Below are 14,986 nucleotides of genomic sequence, written 5' to 3'. Positions count from 1 at the left end.
ATCGCAGATCAGGTTTGAATCGTCCGCAAAAGCGCCATGCTGCGCGGCAGCAGTTTGAATTTTTCGCCTTGCTTGACCTTCTCGCCCTGACGCTCCGGATCGCCGGTGATCAGTTCGAGCACCCGTTCTCCGCCGCTTTCCTTGGGAATGGTGAAGGTGGTGTCTTCATCGAGCGGGTTGAACAGCATCATGATATCCGACCAGATGCCCTCTTCGGCCTGGAGGTCTTCGCGATGAAGGCGTGTGATCAGCGCATTGCTGTTTTCCCAGTTTTCCGAGGTTTGACGGCCGCCGCTGACACTGTACCAATCGATCATCATGCCATCGCGCCAATTCTCCCGCCGCAGCAACGGCTGCTCCTTGCGAAGTGAGATGACCCGCTTCGTGAAATCACGCAGGGCATCGGCGCTGTCGGGCAGATTTTCCCAATGCAGCCAGCTGATTTCGCTATCCTGGCAATAGCCGTTGTTATTGCCCATCTGCGAACGACCGAATTCGTCACCGGCCAGCAGCATTGGCGTGCCATGGGAAAACAGCAGAGTGGCCAAAAAATTGCGCTTCTGGCGCTCGCGCACCGCATTGGTGCCTTCGTCATCTGTCGGACCCTCGTGGCCATAATTATGGCTGCGATTGTCATTGTGACCGTCGTTATTATCCTCGCCATTGTCGTCGTTATGCTTGCCATCATAGGAGACGAGGTCGTTCAGCGTGAAGCCATCATGGGCGGTGATGAAATTGACGCTGGCCCAGGGACGGCGGCCGCGCTGGTCGTAAAGATCGCCGGAGCCTAGCAGACGAGCCGCGAAATCCGGAGCGCAATTGTCGCCGTTCAGCCAATACTCGCGGCAACTGTCACGGTATTTGTCATTCCACTCCGCCCAGCCCGGCGGAAAGCCGCCAACCTGATAACCACCGGGACCGATATCCCACGGCTCGCCGATCAGCTTGACCCCGGCCAATGTCGGGTCCTGGGTAACCGCGTCGAAAAAGCCGCCGCGCTCATCGAAGCCCTCGGGCTCGCGACCCAGGATGGTGCCAAGATCGAAGCGGAAGCCATCGACATGCATGTCATCGGCCCAGTAGCGCAGCGAGTCCATCACCATCTGGAGAACCCGCGGATGGGAGGTGTTCACCGTGTTGCCGGTGCCGGTATCATTGATGTAATAGCGGTGATTGTCCGGCAGGGTACGGTAGTAGGAAAAGTTGTCGATGCCCTTGAAGGACAGGGTCGAGCCAAGTTCATTGCCTTCCGCCGTGTGATTGTAGACCACGTCGAGAATGACCTCGATGCCGCCATCATGGAAAGCGCGAACCATGTCGCGGAAGCCCTGGATGCCGTTTGCGCCGTAATAACGGTGCGCAGGAGCAAAAAAGCCGATGGTATTATAACCCCAGTAATTCTTCAGGCCCTTGTCCAGCAACGGGCCGTCATCCGGGAAGGCGTGGATGGGCAGCAGCTCGACAGAGGTAATCCCAAGGCTCTTGATATAATCAACCGCCGCCTTGTGACCGAGGCCTTCGAACGTACCCCGCAGCTCCTGCGGAATGGCAGGATTGAGCTGTGTAAAGCCCTTGACATGGGTTTCATAGACAATCGTATCGGCCCAGGAGACCTGAGGACGGCGATCATTGCCCCAATCAACCTGATTTGGATCCACGACCCGGCATTTGGGCATGAAAGCCGCGCTGTCGAGATCGTTGAAGGACATATCCTTGTCAGGATCGTCGAAATGATAGCCGAACACTTCGGGCGACCACCGGATATCGCCCACCAGTTCGCGGGCATAAGGATCGAGCAGCAGCTTGTTGTGATTGAAGCGATGGCCGTTTTCAGGTTCGAACGGTCCATGGACACGAAAGCCGTAGAGCGCGCCGGGTTTCAGGCCGGGTACAAACCCATGCCAGATTTCATTGGTGTAATCAGGCAGATCCATCCGGGCGATCTCGATGCTGCCGCTGGGATCATAGAGGCACAGCTCAACGCGATCAGCGTGGGCGGAAAACAGGGCGAAATTAACCCCTTCGCCAGTGTAGCGGGCACCCAGCCGTTGCCACTCGCCGGGTAAAATTTTGAAGTTGGTCGTTTGGATGTCCATGGTCGCTCTCAGGGCTTGTCGCTGCGGTGCAACAGTAATTCCCTCGCCATGGCTTTGTTCCTTGCCGCCTTCAGGAACATTTACCGGCTTTATCTGTTCGTCATTTCCATTGGTCATTTCGGTGACGCCTGTCGGCTTGCCGGTGCAGTCAGTGAATGGGGCTGCCAATTGCCGCGCAATGACACAGAGGGTTGCATGCATCAGAATAAACTGGACGACAGTAAACGTGTGGCGCTGGTCACCGGCGCGGGTTCCGGCATTGGGCGAGCAGCTGCCCTGCGACTTGCCCAGGATGGCTGCGCCGTCGGGTTGCTGGGGCGAACCAAACATGAGTTGGAACGGGTTGCCGAAGACATCCAACACGCGAATGGCGAGGCCATTGTGCTTGTCGCAGATGTCGCTGACAGCTCTTCCATGCGGGCAGGGGTCGAAACATTGATCGCATGGGGTAGCCGGCTCGACATCGTGGTGGCCAATGCCGGGGTCAACGGCGTCTGGGCGCCAATCGATGAATTGCAGCCGCAGGAATGGGACCAGACGATGGCCATTAATCTGCGTGGCACCTATTTGACGGTGCATCTGACAGTGCCGCATCTGCGCCGCAATGGCGGTGGCAGTATTGTCGTTGTCTCTTCTATCAACGGTACGCGCACCTTCACCTCTCCTGGCGCCACAGCTTATAGTGCCACCAAGGCTGGACAATTGGCCATGGTGCAGCAATTGGCGGTGGAGCTGGGTCCCGATCGCATTCGCATCAATGCGGTTTGCCCAGGTGCCATTGAGACTGAGATCGATGACAATACAAACAAACGCTCTACCGAACGTCTCGACATCCCTCAGCCACCGTCGCATCAGGCGATTCCGTTGACGCGGGGTACGCCTGGCACAGCCCAGGAAGTGGCCGATCTGATTGGTTTTCTGGCGTCCGATGCGGCTCGCCATATCAGTGGTACACCCGTCTGGATCGATGGGGCGCAAAGTCTGATACGATAGAATTCAACTGATCTATTTTGGTCGAAATAGTAAAAGGGGAGTTTAATGATGCAATTGTTTTAACTGTCGTTAAGTTTTGCATATTTTAATTATTTGTTAAGCATGACTTACTCTTTTTGGCCCAAAGTTGAACAAAGACCGCTTTTGCGCGTTAGCGGCTCAGACAAGGAGACAATGTCATGAAGCCAGAGCCTGAAACGATCCTGATTGTGGAAGACGATGCATTCATTTCGATGGATGCGGCCGATTGCGTTGCCCATGCGGGGGCCAATGTCGTGACCACGGAAACGGTCAGCGATGCGCTTATCTGCCTCGAAGCCAACAGGATCACCGCCGCCATCCTGGACTTCCAGGTGTTGGACGGAAAGATAACGCCGGTGGTGGAAAGACTATGTCGCTCCGGCATTCCCTACCGGGTCGTGTCGGGTTCGCCGCTTCAGGAAATCGTGGCCTGCGGCATTCCCGCCGACCGGATTATCGCCAAACCGGCGGATTATGTGAATGTGATGGTCCAACTGGTGCGAGAGCGCCCGTGGTCTGCATTGAGGGCAACCAGCTATTAATATCGGTTTTCCCGATACAAGATCATAGATCCGGTTTTCGAATAGGGCCGCCAATTGCCATCGGTCGGATAGTCTACCTGCAAAAAATACAGGCCCTGCGGCGGTGCCACCGGGCCGCAGGCCTTGCGGTCGCGGGCCTCCAGGGCAGCGCGAACATCCTCCGGCGTCATCTTGCCTTCTCCCGCCATTTTCAAGGTGCCAGCAAAAGATCTAATCTGGTTGTGCAGAAAACTCTGGGCGGAGGCGCGGATCTCGATGAGATCGCCGTTGCGGCTGACATCCAGCCGGTCCAGCGTGCGCACCGGGCTGATGGCCTGACAATGAACCGAGCGGAAGGTGGTAAAATCGTGATTGCCAACCAGCATTTGGGCTGCGGCATGCATGGCTTCGTGGTCCAGCGGTTTTGATACCCACCAGGCGCGATTGGCCTCCAGCGCCAGCCGGGACGGGCGTGACATGATCCGATAAAGATAATGCCGCTTCAGGGCGGAAAATCGCGCATCGAAGGCATCAGGGACAGCTTCGGCAGCCAGAATAGAAATTGCTTGCCCAGCCTGCGCCAGATGCGCGTTCAGCGCATTGCGCAGCTTGTAGGGTATCCATTGACGCAAAAGATCGACATGCGCCACCTGGCCGATGGCATGGACGCCGGAATCGGTGCGGCCCGCACCCCGGATCGCCACCGTTTCCCCCGTCAGGCCAAGCACTGCCGCTTCGAGCGCGCCCTGCACGGAGGGACCATTGTCCTGCCGTTGCCAGCCGACATAGGGTGTGCCGTCATATTCCACGGTCAGCTTGTAGCGTGGCATCAGGTTCCGGCCTTTGCCGAGGCAAATACCGTGCCTGCACCTATGGGCGTGCCGCGCAGGAATTCCGCTGCATCCAGCGGCTTGCTACCGGCCTTTTGCAGCCGGACAAGGCGAACTGCGCCCATGCCACAGGCGATGGTCAGGGCGTCGTCCAGCACGGTGCCCGGCACGTTTGCGGTGTCCGTGACCTCTGCCATCTGGCTGGCTAGAACCTTGATACGTTCCGGCTTGCCGTTGATGTCCGCCTCGAACCAGGCGCCTGGAAAGGGCGACAGGCCGCGAATGCCGTTGTGAACCTGCGTGGCTGGCTTTGAAAAGTCGATGCGGGTTTCGGCCTTGTCGATCTTGGCGGCGTAGACGACACCGTCTTCTGGCTGGGCTGTCAGCGGCAGGTCGCCTGCTTCCAGCTTTGTCATGGCCTCAACCATCGCCTCGGCACCGATCTGGCTCAGGGCGTCATGTAGTTCACCGGCGGTCATGTCGGGGGTAATGGTCAGGGCGCGCGTTAGGGCCACCGGGCCGGTGTCCAGCCCCTTGTCCATCTTCATCACCATCATTCCGGTTTGCGTATCTCCAGCCATGATGGCGCGCTGGATCGGGGCTGCACCCCGCCAGCGGGGCAGCAGCGAGGCGTGGCCATTATAACAGCCCAGCCGCGTGCCGCTCAGGATGGCTTCCGGCAGCAACAGGCCGTAGGCCACGACCACGGCGACATCGGCCTGATGAGCGGCGAAGGCATCGCGATCGTCCTGCGCCTTGAAATTTACGGGCGTCAGAACCGGCAGTCCGAGCTTTTCGGCCTGCTGATGGACGGGAGATTTGGTCAGATCCAGCCCCCGGCGCCCGGCCGGGCGTGGCGGCTGGCTATAGACCGCAACAATCTGATGGCCGGCGTCGTGTAGCGCGTTCAGGATCGGCACCGAAAACTCCGGAGTGCCCATGAAAATCATGCGAAGAGCCATGGATCAAGACCGATCTTCTAGAGGTTGTCGGGGAGGCTGCGGAACCGGATTTTCCCAAAAGCACGAGCCAGGACGATAGGCCTGCGACCTGCCGGGTTCAGAACGCATCCCAGATCCTAGACCGTCACCTTTGACTTCGCCGCCTTGGAGAATTTCTTGATCACCATTTCACGTTTCAGCCGCGAAATATGGTCGATGAACAGCGTGCCGTTTAGATGGTCGATCTCATGTTGCAGACAGGTGGCAAGCAGGCCATCGGCCTCGATCAACTGTTCCTTGCCGTGGCGATCCAGTGATTTCACCGTGACGGCTGCCGGGCGCTCCACCTCCGCATAGTAATCGGGAATGGAAAGGCAGCCTTCCTCATAGGTGGAGCGGGCCTCAGAACTGCCAATGATTTCCGGATTGATAAAGACCAGCGGTTGCTTGTCTTCACCTTCCTTCGAGACATCGATGACCAGAAGGCGACGAGGCACGGCAATCTGAACGGCAGCGAGGCCGATGCCGGGCGCATCATACATGGTCTCGAGCATGTCATCGATCAGCCGCTCAAGGTCGGCATCGATCCGCTCAATGGGTTGGGAGACCTCGCGCAGCAGCGGGTCAGGCAAAATGATAATCGGCTTTGTCGTCATGAATCTCCCCATAAACCATCCCGGTTTTCAAGGAAATCAAAAAAATGCGGTAAAAGCCATGCCTTTGACTGGAGCGCGTGGTTGATCAGTTCAGGACGCGGCGCAGATCCGGGGTGTCCAGAGAAAAGGCGGGAATGGCGACATCGAATGTTTCGGCATCGTCGGTTTCCATTTCGTAGCGGCCGAACATGATGCCGGATGGCGTGTCCAATGGACAGCCTGACGAATATTCAAAACTTTCACCCGGTGCCAGGCGTGGCTGTTCGCCGATCACGCCCGGACCGCTAACCTCGTCCACCTGGCCATTCTGATCCGTAATATGCCAGTAACGATTAATCAGCCGCACGGCCACATTCGACTGATTGACAATGACGACCCTGTAGCCCCAGACATAGCGACTGTCTTCCGGGTCGGACTGTTCCGCCAGATAAAATGGCTCGACTGTGACCTCTATATCCCGTGTCAGCGCGCGATACATAAAAGGAGACTTCTTGACGCTTTGGTAAGCATACATTTGCAAAAGCCGATAAGGTTATGGTTTGTGACAATGTTGTCGCAGGGAATAATCCTGCAACAATAAAGACCATTAATAGACTTAATTTCCAGTAAAAAATAAGGGTATGCGAAAATTTTTTAGAGTTTTAGAAACCCCTGGCGGCACTCTTCAGCAAAGACTGGCACCACTATATCAGGTTTTTCCATGAAGGATATGGGTGTTTCAGATGGGGCTACAGCGCCGCGCGTTCTATAGAATATAAAAAGGACGCGGTCGCATTTTATATATGCTGCACCTTCATGCGGTTCAGGGGGCGCGTCACGCCTCCTGAAATTTTACGGCTTGAGAACGCCTCAAGCCTCTCCGGCCTTGGCATGTGCGACCATCAGGCGGAAACGGCATTCAGCGCTTGAGCGAAGTCCTCCACCAAGTCTTCGGCGTCTTCAATGCCGCAGGACAGGCGCAATGTGCCGCCGGACATGCCAAGCGTCGCACGGGCTTCGTCCGTCAGGTTCTTATGGGTGGTGGTGGCCGGGTGCGTGATCAGGCTCTTGGCATCGCCGAGATTGTTGGAGATCTTCACCACTTGTAGGGCGTTTTGCAGGGCAAAAGCCGCCGCCTTGCCGCCCTTCATTTCGAAAGCCACCAGGGTGGAGCCGCCCTTCATCTGCTTGGCGACGATGTCGGCCTGCGGATGGTCGGCGCGGCCTGGATAGATAACGCGTGCAACCTTATTATTGTCAGCCAGAAAATCGGCGATACGACCGGCATTTTCCGTCTGCTGCTTGACGCGCAGTGGCAGGGTTTCCACGCCTTTCAACAGGGTCCAGGCGTTGAAGGGGGACATGGCCGGACCGGTATGGCGGAAGTAATCCTGGAGCTTTTCCTCGATCCATTGCTTGGACGACAGCACGATGCCGCCCAGGCAGCGGCCCTGGCCGTCGATATGCTTGGTTGCCGAATAGACAACGACATGGGCGCCAAGTTCCAGCGGATTTTGAAAGAGCGGGGTGGCGAAAACATTGTCGACCACCACGGTCGCGCCGACCTGGTTGGCGAGCTTGGCGACGCCGGCAATATCCACCACTTCCAGGGTAGGATTGGTGGGGCTTTCCAGGAAAAACACCTTGGTATTCGGGCGGATAGCATCTTCCCAATTTTTCAGGTCGCGGCCATCGACCAGGGTGAAATCCACGCCATATTTGGGTGCCAAGGTCTCGATCACCCAGCGGCAGGAGCCGAACAGGGCGCGAGCGGCGACAATATGATCGCCAGCCTGAACCTGGCAGAGAATGGAGGCCGCGACGGCGGCCATGCCGGAAGCCATGGCGCGGCCCTCTTCGGCACCTTCCAGCAGGCACATGCGCTTTTCGAACATGTCATTGGTCGGGCTGCCGTAGCGGGCGTAAATATAGCCTTCGGTCTCGCCCTTGAAACGGGCTTCTGCCGCTTCCGAGCTGTCATAGACGAAGCCCTGGGTGAGATAGATGGCTTCGGATGTTTCGCCATAAGGTGAACGCAGCGTGCCGCCATGAACGAGTTTGGTTGCTGGGCGCCAGTTGTTTGCCATGCTGTATGAGCCTTTCGAACACAAAAAAACCGGTCGCGAAATACGGACCGGTTTGCACGTGTCCGATCTTTTTAGCCAATTGTTTAACGTGGCTGCAAGCCGACCGGCCAAATCACCACGGGATAAGATTTGCTTACGCCGTTCTTTTGCTTGCGTCAATTCCCGGAGTTTGGTTTTGTCGTATACTATATGCCGGTGTTTGACGGGGCTGCGGCATGTTGCGCGCTTTGTTCGGCGTCGGCGCTGCAAGGAAGACATGATGACACGGAATGCGGGCATATTGGCGGATCGCGCCATAGGCGAATTGTTCGGCTCGGCCTCGCTTTTGAGCGAAACCATGCTTGATCAAGACCAGATCCAGCCGGCGAGTCTTGATCTGAGGCTGGGCTCCAAAGCGCTCAGAGTGCGCGCCAGCTTCATGCCCGGCCCCAACAGCACGGTGGCGGACAAGCTGCAACGGTTGACCCTGCACGAGATCGATCTGGAGCATGGCGCTGTCCTTGAAACCGGCTGTGTCTATATCGTGCCGCTGATGGAGAGCCTGGATTTGCCGACGGATCTATCGGCCTCCACCAATCCGAAAAGCTCGACCGGTCGCCTCGACATCTTTACGCGGGTAATGGTCGATTACGCGCAGGAATTCGACAAGATTCCGGCAGGCTACAAGGGCCAGCTTTATCTGGAAATCAGCCCGCGGACGTTTCCGATTATCGTGCGGCGCGGCTCTCGCCTGTCGCAGATCCGCTTCCGGATCGGTCATGCGCTGCTGAGCGATAGCGAACTTCTGGATCTGCACAAGGCTGAGACGCTGGTGGCCAGCGAGACGCCCAATGTCTCGGGTGGCGGCATCGCGCTGTCCATCGATCTGAAGGGGACAGGACCGGACGGGCTGGTCGGCTATCGCGGCAAGCATCATACGGCGGTGATCGACGTCGATCGTAAGGCTGCCCATGATGTGCTGGACTTTTGGGAACCGCTCTACAGCCGTGGCCGTGACGAATTAATCCTCGATCCCGACGAGTTCTACATTCTCGTCTCACGCGAGGCCGTCCATGTACCGCCGCTCTATGCGGCGGAAATGACCCCTTACGACCCGCTGGTCGGGGAATTCCGCGTTCATTATGCTGGTTTTTTCGATCCTGGCTTCGGCCATGCCGGGGCTGGCGGTACCGGCAGCCGAGCTGTGCTGGAAGTGCGCAGCCACGAAGTACCCTATATTCTCGAACACGGCCAGATCATCGGCCGCCTGGTCTATGAACATATGCTCGAGCATCCCCAGGGTCTCTACGGCACAGGCCTCGGCTCGAACTATCAGGCCCAGGGACTGAAGCTCTCCAAGCATTTTCGCGCAGCCTGATCTGCGCTTTCATGCTTGACATCAACGCCCAAGTGTAGGAACTCTCGGGCATCAGGCGGGTGTAGCTCAATGGTAGAGCAGCAGCTTCCCAAGCTGAATACGAGGGTTCGATTCCCTTCACCCGCTCCAGACGTTTTTTCAATGACTTACGCCCGTTTTTCGGTATCAGTTTCCGGACGGTTTTACAGATGGTTTTACAACGTCTGTTCTCGATCTGGCCTCGTTGATTTGCCTGATCATCTCCTTGGTGGCTGATGATCTGCCGACGTACCGGCGAATAATCTTCTCAACCTGCTCTTCTTCCCAAGCCATGATTTCGGCGATCACGCGGATCGAAAGGCCCGCCGTGTAAAACTTTGTGGCTGCTGTTCCGCGCAAGTCGTGGAAGTGCAGATCGCGTTCCTGAAGGCCGGATTTGACCTTTGCCGTCCAGAAGGAACTTGCAAGGCCGTCCTGGGTCCACGGTTTCTTGAATGAGTTGGTAAGGATGATTGGCGAACGCTTTGGGATGCTGGCCAGGATCTCGTTAAGGCTGTCGTAGCGAGGGATGATGGCTTCGCGCTTGTGTCGGCTTTTGCCGGTGGAGATGATAATGGCGTCTTCGCGTACATGTGACCAACATAGCTTGATGAGGTCGCCGACACGAAGGCCGGTATGTGCCGCGAGATCGACAGCCCAAGCGACCTCATTTGAGCACTGCGTTTTTAACTGCTCGACGTCCGAATCGGTCCAGATGATTTCGGCGCGGTCATTGCTATAGAGATGCTTGATGCCTTCGCACGGGTTGGATGCGATTTTGCCTAGCGGGTCGACTCCATGGGAAAGGATGCGAGAGAGAACTTGCAAGCCTGTATCAGCGCTACGAGGAGTTTCGCTATATTGGCCGCGCCACCGGCGGATGATGGGCCGGATACGCTCATGGCGGTTGAACTGCGCGATACTGAGATCGCCAAAATAGTCGGATATGCGGTCGATCCACGGTGTCCAAACGCGCTTGGTCGAGGCTGCCAGTTTGTTGAACTCGGTCGCTTTATAGTTTGTGATGATGGACCGGAATTTACCGCTCTCTGGTGCGGCTCGTGTCGCTATGGCCTCATTATAGGAGGCCATGAATTCATGGGTACCTGGCTCGCCTGTCAGCTTGGGGCCACCGCGCCAAGCATAAAAATAGATCTTTCCCTTGGCCTTAACGCGATGGATGCCTTTCAATTCAACTATGACCATGCCTTCGTTCAAACTCCGCAAGCTCTCTGTCCAGATCATTCTGCTCATTTTGCGGGTTGGGTGTAAAGTGCCAGCGGATGGTGCCGTCAGGCATAGTATCGACAGCGGTCGGCGAAAGTCCGTTTTTCTTTAACGCGCAGAGTACCGTTTTGATGTCGCTGGCTCGGAAAGACTGGCGTCTGTTCATGTCTGAGACTCCACACGCATCACTGCCGGTTGCGTGTGTTCGCGGCGATAGCCCGTGATGAGCGTCAGCAGAGGAATGTCGGTGTGGCTCGAAAGGATTTTCTCGGCTACCGGCAACGAATGCCAAGCAGGCAGGATCTTTTGGCGGAGGAACGTTGTTGTTGTTTGGGCAGCTTGGATTACATCTTCGCGGCGCGGTAACGCGCCTCTGATAATTTTAGTCTCACACATCAGCTTTTTCCTTTGATAATGCGAACAGTGTCGATAAATCCGGGCCGGGCGCGGAGTGCCTTCTGTTCCGCCTTGAGGCTGTTGGTGGCAGCGATCGTGACGGTGTGGCCATCACGGAAGCGGACGCGGAAGAGCGGTCGGCGCGGCTGCTGTTTGGATGGAGTGATCATGACGTCCTCTTCCTGATGGCCGTGATGCGAGCACGGATCATCGATCGCAGTCCGTTGTGCGGCTGCGTTGGCTGGTTGGTGGTGCTGTGGGAGCTTGATCCGTTCGCAAGCCGCAGTGGTTAGGCTGCGGAACCCGAATCCGACTGTGTTTCTATCAGGTCAGCGGGGTGGATTGACGAACTGCCGGGTTAGGCCGCGTCGAACAGCCGAACGCGATATGCGACCGCCGCTGCATTGCGCTGCTGACTGTCCTTGCTGATGCCGGCGCTAAGGAGGTCAGTCTCGGTCTGCGGGCCGCGCTCCTGATAGCGCGCGAACATCTGAGCTCGATCACGCTCATCTTCGCGTGTGATGGTATCAGTCTGCTGCATGGGTTTCATCCTCGGTTTCGTCCTGCAGATTAGGGCAGAGCGGGCGTTGCGTTACCGGTTATCCGCTGGGATCTGCATCATTTGGCGCGGACGGAGGATAATATGCGCAAACGGAATTATGTGATCAAGATAAAAATGCGCGAAAACATAATTATTTTTCGTTGAACGGATAATCTGGATATTTTACCGCGGCTTGATCCAGTCGATCGGGGCGGCCCACTCGACGATCTGGTCGATCATATCGGGATAAAGCGCATTGATGCTGGTCAGCGTCCAGGTGTTCGGGGTTGTGCCCGGGCGGACGGTTTTGACAAAGATTCGCCCGTCGGCCAGTTGGACGACGGCGCGCCTGTTGACCATCTCGGAGGGCGGCAAGGTCTTGGAGTAGAAGAGGATGGTTCCCTCTTCATAGGCGGGATACATCGATTCCCCTGACACCTCGACGGCAACGGTGTTCTGATGGGCATCTGCCGGCGCATCGACGTAGCTTTGCCCGCCATCGTCGATGGCGTAGATTTCCTGGCCGGCGCCGACCTTGCCCATCAGCTTGACGCGCTTGAACGGCTTGCTGTCGGGAGAGCCGAACTCAATGTTGTAGAGTTCGCGGATAGCATCGCGGTGGTGGCCTTCCGGCTCGGAGCCGGACTTCCATCGATTGACGGTGGATTGGGACACGCCAAAATGGGCCGCCAGTTTGACCTGGTTCCATTTTTTCATGCTGAGCAGCTGGGCTATGTATGTCGCGATATCCATGGGCATGTAGATACTATAGATCGATGAAACTAAAAAATCCGTTTATGGATAAAATCGCCTTTTCATGATATCTGTTTGCGCATATTATGCGCGAATGACATCCATCCTGCTCATCCCTATCCGTCTGATCGATCCTGGCATAGATAACGACCAGCCTGTCCCGGCCGCTGGCGACGATGACGGCATGCTCGATCTCTGCGGTTTCATCGATCGTTTCGATCTGCGCACCCTGGTGCGCACAGGCGGTGCGCTGTGAGCGGCGAAGCGACGATCCGGCGCGGGGTGCGCAATGCGCACTATGCCGCCATTCCCAATCATGTGTTTGAAGATGCCCGGCTGTCGATGGAGGCGCGCTGGCTGCTGTCTTATCTGCTGTCCAAGCCCGACAACTGGACCGTGGTGATTGGCGACATCGTCAAGAAGGGCAATTGCGGGCGCGACAAGGCCCGCAAGATGATCGTCGAGCTGGTGGAGACCGGCTATGCGGAACGGGAGCAGACCCGCGCCGGCGGCAAATTCGGACCAACAGTGCTGGTGATCTTTGACGAGCCGCGCCAACCAGGCTCCGCCAATACCGACGTCTATGATGTCTCCGATACCTCCGAGCTGACAGATGCGTTTGATGCTTCGGAGACGGCAGATGCGTCTGATGCTTCCGACACATCCTGCAGTTCCGACGGCTCGGTCGGAGCCGATGTGGCATCCGAGAGTGTTGCATGTCTACCGCAGACTGAATTGCCGTCGCCGGCAAAACCGTCGCCGGTTTTACCGGCGCCGGTAAAATCGGCCCTTAGTAATAACTTAAATCTAGCAAAGACTGACTCCTACCAAGGGGAGGGCGCGCGCGAACCGGCTGAGGACTGTCGTGGTGCCGCTGATGTCGACGACAGGGCGGCGAGGCGGCTGGAGCGCGTCCGGATCGGAGAGCAGTTCGACGCCTGGTTCAAGCTGTGGCCAAGGCCCGGCAATCCCGACTTTGCCCGCAATGCCTGGTTTGCGCTGTCGGCTGAGGAGCGGGAGGCCTGCATCGAGCGGACGCCAGCCTATCTGGCCTGGGCAGCACGTGAGGAATTGACGGTACCGGCCGTGTACCTCAAGGCACGGGCATGGAGGGAGGTGCCTGAGGGTTGGACGGGACGCCAGGCTCAAAGCACTGCCCAGACGGATACCTACGCTCGGACACATCCCCATTCCTACGTCGGTGCCTGCAGCCAAACTAATCCCCAAACCCGTTCCTCCACCCATGTCATCGCTAAGGTCTGCGGCAAGCTGTGGATGGGCCGGCATTTCCAGGCGCTGCTCTGTGAGCCCACAGGCCAGCTGGTGATGACGGCTTTCGATGAACGGCGGATTGCCTCAGGAGCGATCAGCCAGGAGGCGCTGGCTTGGGAAAAGCGCCGTGACCATGGCTGGCCACTGGTCAGCAAGATGCGCGATCTCGCCGGGCGCAACGAGCCGTTCAAGACGACGACCGACATCCTGCCGCTGGTCACCAGCTTTGAGAGGGTCGAGTGCGGCAGCCCGCTGTTTGCGGCCTGGCGGCGGCTGCATGAGCGGCGTGGCTGGATGTTCATCGATGGCCTGAGCGACTGGATCTGCTTTCCGGCCATAAACCCCAAAGAGCACGATCTCGACGTGGCGGTCGAGGCCGCCCTTGATCACTTCATCACCAGCTTGAGCAAGGGACGCACCCATGATGCAGCATAACCGTGACCGTAACCAACAGACCGTCATCTCGAACGAAAGGCTCTTGAGGCTGGCGCGTGTCACAGCCGTCGAGGCGAGGCGCCAACGCCAGATCGCCATGGCACGGCACGACCGCCCTGACTTCGACGCGCGGGCTCGCTGGCTGGTGGCGCACTGTAAGAGCGGTCTGGAGCAGGTCATTCGCGATTCGCTCACGGAGCAGGGCATCGACTGCTGGTGCCCCTGCGAGCGGCGAAGACTGCCGCCCCGCCGCCGCAAGCCGGCCTTCATCGTCGAGCGGCCGCTGTTCCGAGGTTATCTGTTCGTGCGGGTGATCCCGGACAACGAGGCCTATGCCGGGCTCCTGGTAGCCTCCAGGCTGCAGAGCCTGATGGGCCAGGATGGCAGGCCCTATCTGATGCCGGAAGCCTTGATGCGACAGCTGCAATTATCCGCCAAGTCTGCTGACAGACAACACATGGATGCGGGCGATGTGCCGCCGATGCCTGATGTACTCGGCAAGCAGGTAACGATCCGCTCCGGCCCGTTTGCCGACTTTGTGGTGACGGTGCGCAAGGTACTGTCGAAGCGGGGCCAGGTGGTGGTGGATGTTCCGATGTTCGGTGGCATGAGTGAGGTCACCATGGGTGTGGATGCCATAGCGGAGTGAGACGGTGGCTTCGGAAGTGGAGACGTCTCGACGCTCGGATTGCCACGACTGCCTGATGGCTCCGAAGGTTCGGTGGCCAGGGGGAGGGGGTGGGTTTGCCTTGAACCCGATCCGCCTCCTGCACCGGCGTCAGTCATTCGTGTGTAGCGAGCGGAAATTGGAGACAAAAAACCACTCCGGGAGAGCAGGAAACACAAGGCAGGAGGTGAATGTG

18 protein-coding genes, 1 tRNA gene and 1 riboswitch are annotated in these 14,986 nt (G+C 57.8%); of the genes, 7 read left to right on the top strand and 12 right to left on the bottom strand.

Going from position 1 to position 14,986, the window contains the following annotated elements; translation table 11 throughout:
- Positions 1-8: 8 nt before the first annotated feature.
- A complete protein-coding gene (glgX, locus tag H1Y61_RS17220) occupies positions 9-2,096 on the bottom strand; it encodes a glycogen debranching protein GlgX (protein ID WP_180574546.1) in 2,088 nt (695 codons plus the stop codon).
- A gap of 195 nt (positions 2,097-2,291) precedes the next feature.
- Here glgX and H1Y61_RS17215 point away from each other — a divergent pair, with 195 nt between their 5' ends.
- Entirely contained in the window at positions 2,292-3,089 is a 798-nt protein-coding gene (locus tag H1Y61_RS17215) for an SDR family oxidoreductase (RefSeq protein WP_180573311.1), read from the top strand.
- Positions 3,090-3,268: 179 nt separating this feature from the next.
- Positions 3,269-3,652 (top strand): response regulator, encoded by a 384-nt coding sequence (locus H1Y61_RS17210; protein WP_015914810.1) that lies wholly within the window; start codon positions 3,269-3,271, stop codon positions 3,650-3,652.
- Here H1Y61_RS17210 and truA read toward each other — a convergent pair.
- The 5 genes from truA to H1Y61_RS17185 form a co-directional block, all read right to left on the bottom strand.
- Positions 3,649-4,461: a tRNA pseudouridine(38-40) synthase TruA gene (gene truA / locus H1Y61_RS17205; RefSeq protein WP_180573310.1), complete on the bottom strand. Its 813-nt coding sequence runs from the start codon at positions 4,459-4,461 to the stop codon at positions 3,649-3,651. The genes H1Y61_RS17210 and truA overlap by 4 nt on opposite strands.
- Positions 4,461-5,423 carry a methionyl-tRNA formyltransferase gene (gene fmt / locus H1Y61_RS17200; RefSeq protein ID WP_180573309.1) on the bottom strand — a complete coding sequence of 321 codons (963 nt, stop codon included), beginning with the start codon at positions 5,421-5,423 and terminating at the stop codon, positions 4,461-4,463. The genes truA and fmt overlap by 1 nt, the downstream gene beginning before the upstream one ends.
- A gap of 116 nt (positions 5,424-5,539) precedes the next feature.
- Positions 5,540-6,058 carry a peptide deformylase gene (def, locus tag H1Y61_RS17195; RefSeq protein WP_060719571.1) on the bottom strand — a complete coding sequence of 173 codons (519 nt, stop codon included), beginning with the start codon at positions 6,056-6,058 and terminating at the stop codon, positions 5,540-5,542.
- An 85-nt stretch (positions 6,059-6,143) separates the two neighbouring features.
- Positions 6,144-6,536 carry a Co2+/Mg2+ efflux protein ApaG gene (gene apaG / locus H1Y61_RS17190; protein ID WP_015914814.1) on the bottom strand — a complete coding sequence of 131 codons (393 nt, stop codon included), beginning with the start codon at positions 6,534-6,536 and terminating at the stop codon, positions 6,144-6,146.
- Positions 6,537-6,939: 403 nt separating this feature from the next.
- A complete protein-coding gene (locus tag H1Y61_RS17185) occupies positions 6,940-8,124 on the bottom strand; it encodes an O-succinylhomoserine sulfhydrylase (protein ID WP_180573308.1) in 1,185 nt (394 codons plus the stop codon).
- A gap of 50 nt (positions 8,125-8,174) precedes the next feature.
- Positions 8,175-8,253: riboswitch (SAM riboswitch) on the bottom strand.
- A 130-nt stretch (positions 8,254-8,383) separates the two neighbouring features.
- On the opposite strand from H1Y61_RS17185, the gene H1Y61_RS17180 reads away from it, so the two are divergent.
- Together H1Y61_RS17180 and H1Y61_RS17175 are read left to right on the top strand one after the other, a co-directional pair.
- Complete coding sequence (locus tag H1Y61_RS17180) at positions 8,384-9,481, top strand: 2'-deoxycytidine 5'-triphosphate deaminase (protein WP_180574545.1); 1,098 nt, start codon at positions 8,384-8,386, stop codon at positions 9,479-9,481.
- A gap of 55 nt (positions 9,482-9,536) precedes the next feature.
- A tRNA-Gly gene (locus tag H1Y61_RS17175) sits at positions 9,537-9,610 on the top strand.
- Between the two features lie 36 nt (positions 9,611-9,646).
- On the opposite strand, the gene H1Y61_RS17170 is transcribed toward H1Y61_RS17175, so the two are convergent.
- The 6 genes from H1Y61_RS17170 to H1Y61_RS17145 form a co-directional block, all read right to left on the bottom strand.
- A complete protein-coding gene (locus H1Y61_RS17170) occupies positions 9,647-10,705 on the bottom strand; it encodes a tyrosine-type recombinase/integrase (protein ID WP_087727215.1) in 1,059 nt (352 codons plus the stop codon).
- Complete coding sequence (locus H1Y61_RS17165; protein ID WP_143245012.1) at positions 10,692-10,892, bottom strand: hypothetical protein; 201 nt, start codon at positions 10,890-10,892, stop codon at positions 10,692-10,694. Before H1Y61_RS17165 ends, H1Y61_RS17170 begins: the two co-directional genes overlap by 14 nt.
- On the bottom strand, positions 10,889-11,122 hold the full coding sequence (locus H1Y61_RS17160) for a hypothetical protein (protein WP_180573307.1): 234 nt from the start codon (positions 11,120-11,122) through the stop codon (positions 10,889-10,891). The genes H1Y61_RS17165 and H1Y61_RS17160 overlap by 4 nt, the downstream gene beginning before the upstream one ends.
- A complete protein-coding gene (locus H1Y61_RS17155; protein ID WP_180573306.1) occupies positions 11,122-11,292 on the bottom strand; it encodes a hypothetical protein in 171 nt (56 codons plus the stop codon). Before H1Y61_RS17155 ends, H1Y61_RS17160 begins: the two co-directional genes overlap by 1 nt.
- 188 nt (positions 11,293-11,480) lie before the next feature.
- A complete protein-coding gene (locus tag H1Y61_RS17150; protein WP_180573305.1) occupies positions 11,481-11,663 on the bottom strand; it encodes a hypothetical protein in 183 nt (60 codons plus the stop codon).
- Positions 11,664-11,846: 183 nt separating this feature from the next.
- A complete protein-coding gene (locus tag H1Y61_RS17145; protein ID WP_235680786.1) occupies positions 11,847-12,380 on the bottom strand; it encodes an XRE family transcriptional regulator in 534 nt (177 codons plus the stop codon).
- A 130-nt stretch (positions 12,381-12,510) separates the two neighbouring features.
- Between H1Y61_RS17145 and H1Y61_RS17140 the strand changes: the two genes are divergently transcribed.
- The 3 genes from H1Y61_RS17140 to H1Y61_RS17130 are packed head-to-tail and all read left to right on the top strand — an operon-like array spanning position 12,511 to position 14,772.
- Positions 12,511-12,672, top strand: a complete 162-nt coding sequence (locus tag H1Y61_RS17140; protein WP_180573303.1) for a hypothetical protein — start codon at positions 12,511-12,513, stop codon at positions 12,670-12,672.
- On the top strand, positions 12,669-14,123 hold the full coding sequence (locus H1Y61_RS17135) for a helix-turn-helix domain-containing protein (protein ID WP_180573302.1): 1,455 nt from the start codon (positions 12,669-12,671) through the stop codon (positions 14,121-14,123). The genes H1Y61_RS17140 and H1Y61_RS17135 overlap by 4 nt, the downstream gene beginning before the upstream one ends.
- Complete coding sequence (locus H1Y61_RS17130; protein ID WP_235680784.1) at positions 14,113-14,772, top strand: transcription termination/antitermination NusG family protein; 660 nt, start codon at positions 14,113-14,115, stop codon at positions 14,770-14,772. Before H1Y61_RS17135 ends, H1Y61_RS17130 begins: the two co-directional genes overlap by 11 nt.
- Positions 14,773-14,986 lie beyond the last annotated feature (214 nt).

Source organism: Agrobacterium vitis (assembly GCF_013426735.1).
Classification (GTDB): Bacteria; Pseudomonadota; Alphaproteobacteria; order Rhizobiales; family Rhizobiaceae; genus Allorhizobium; species Allorhizobium vitis_D.
Note: the sequence above shows the minus strand (reverse complement) of the source record. Positions and strands in the feature narration are given on the sequence as shown.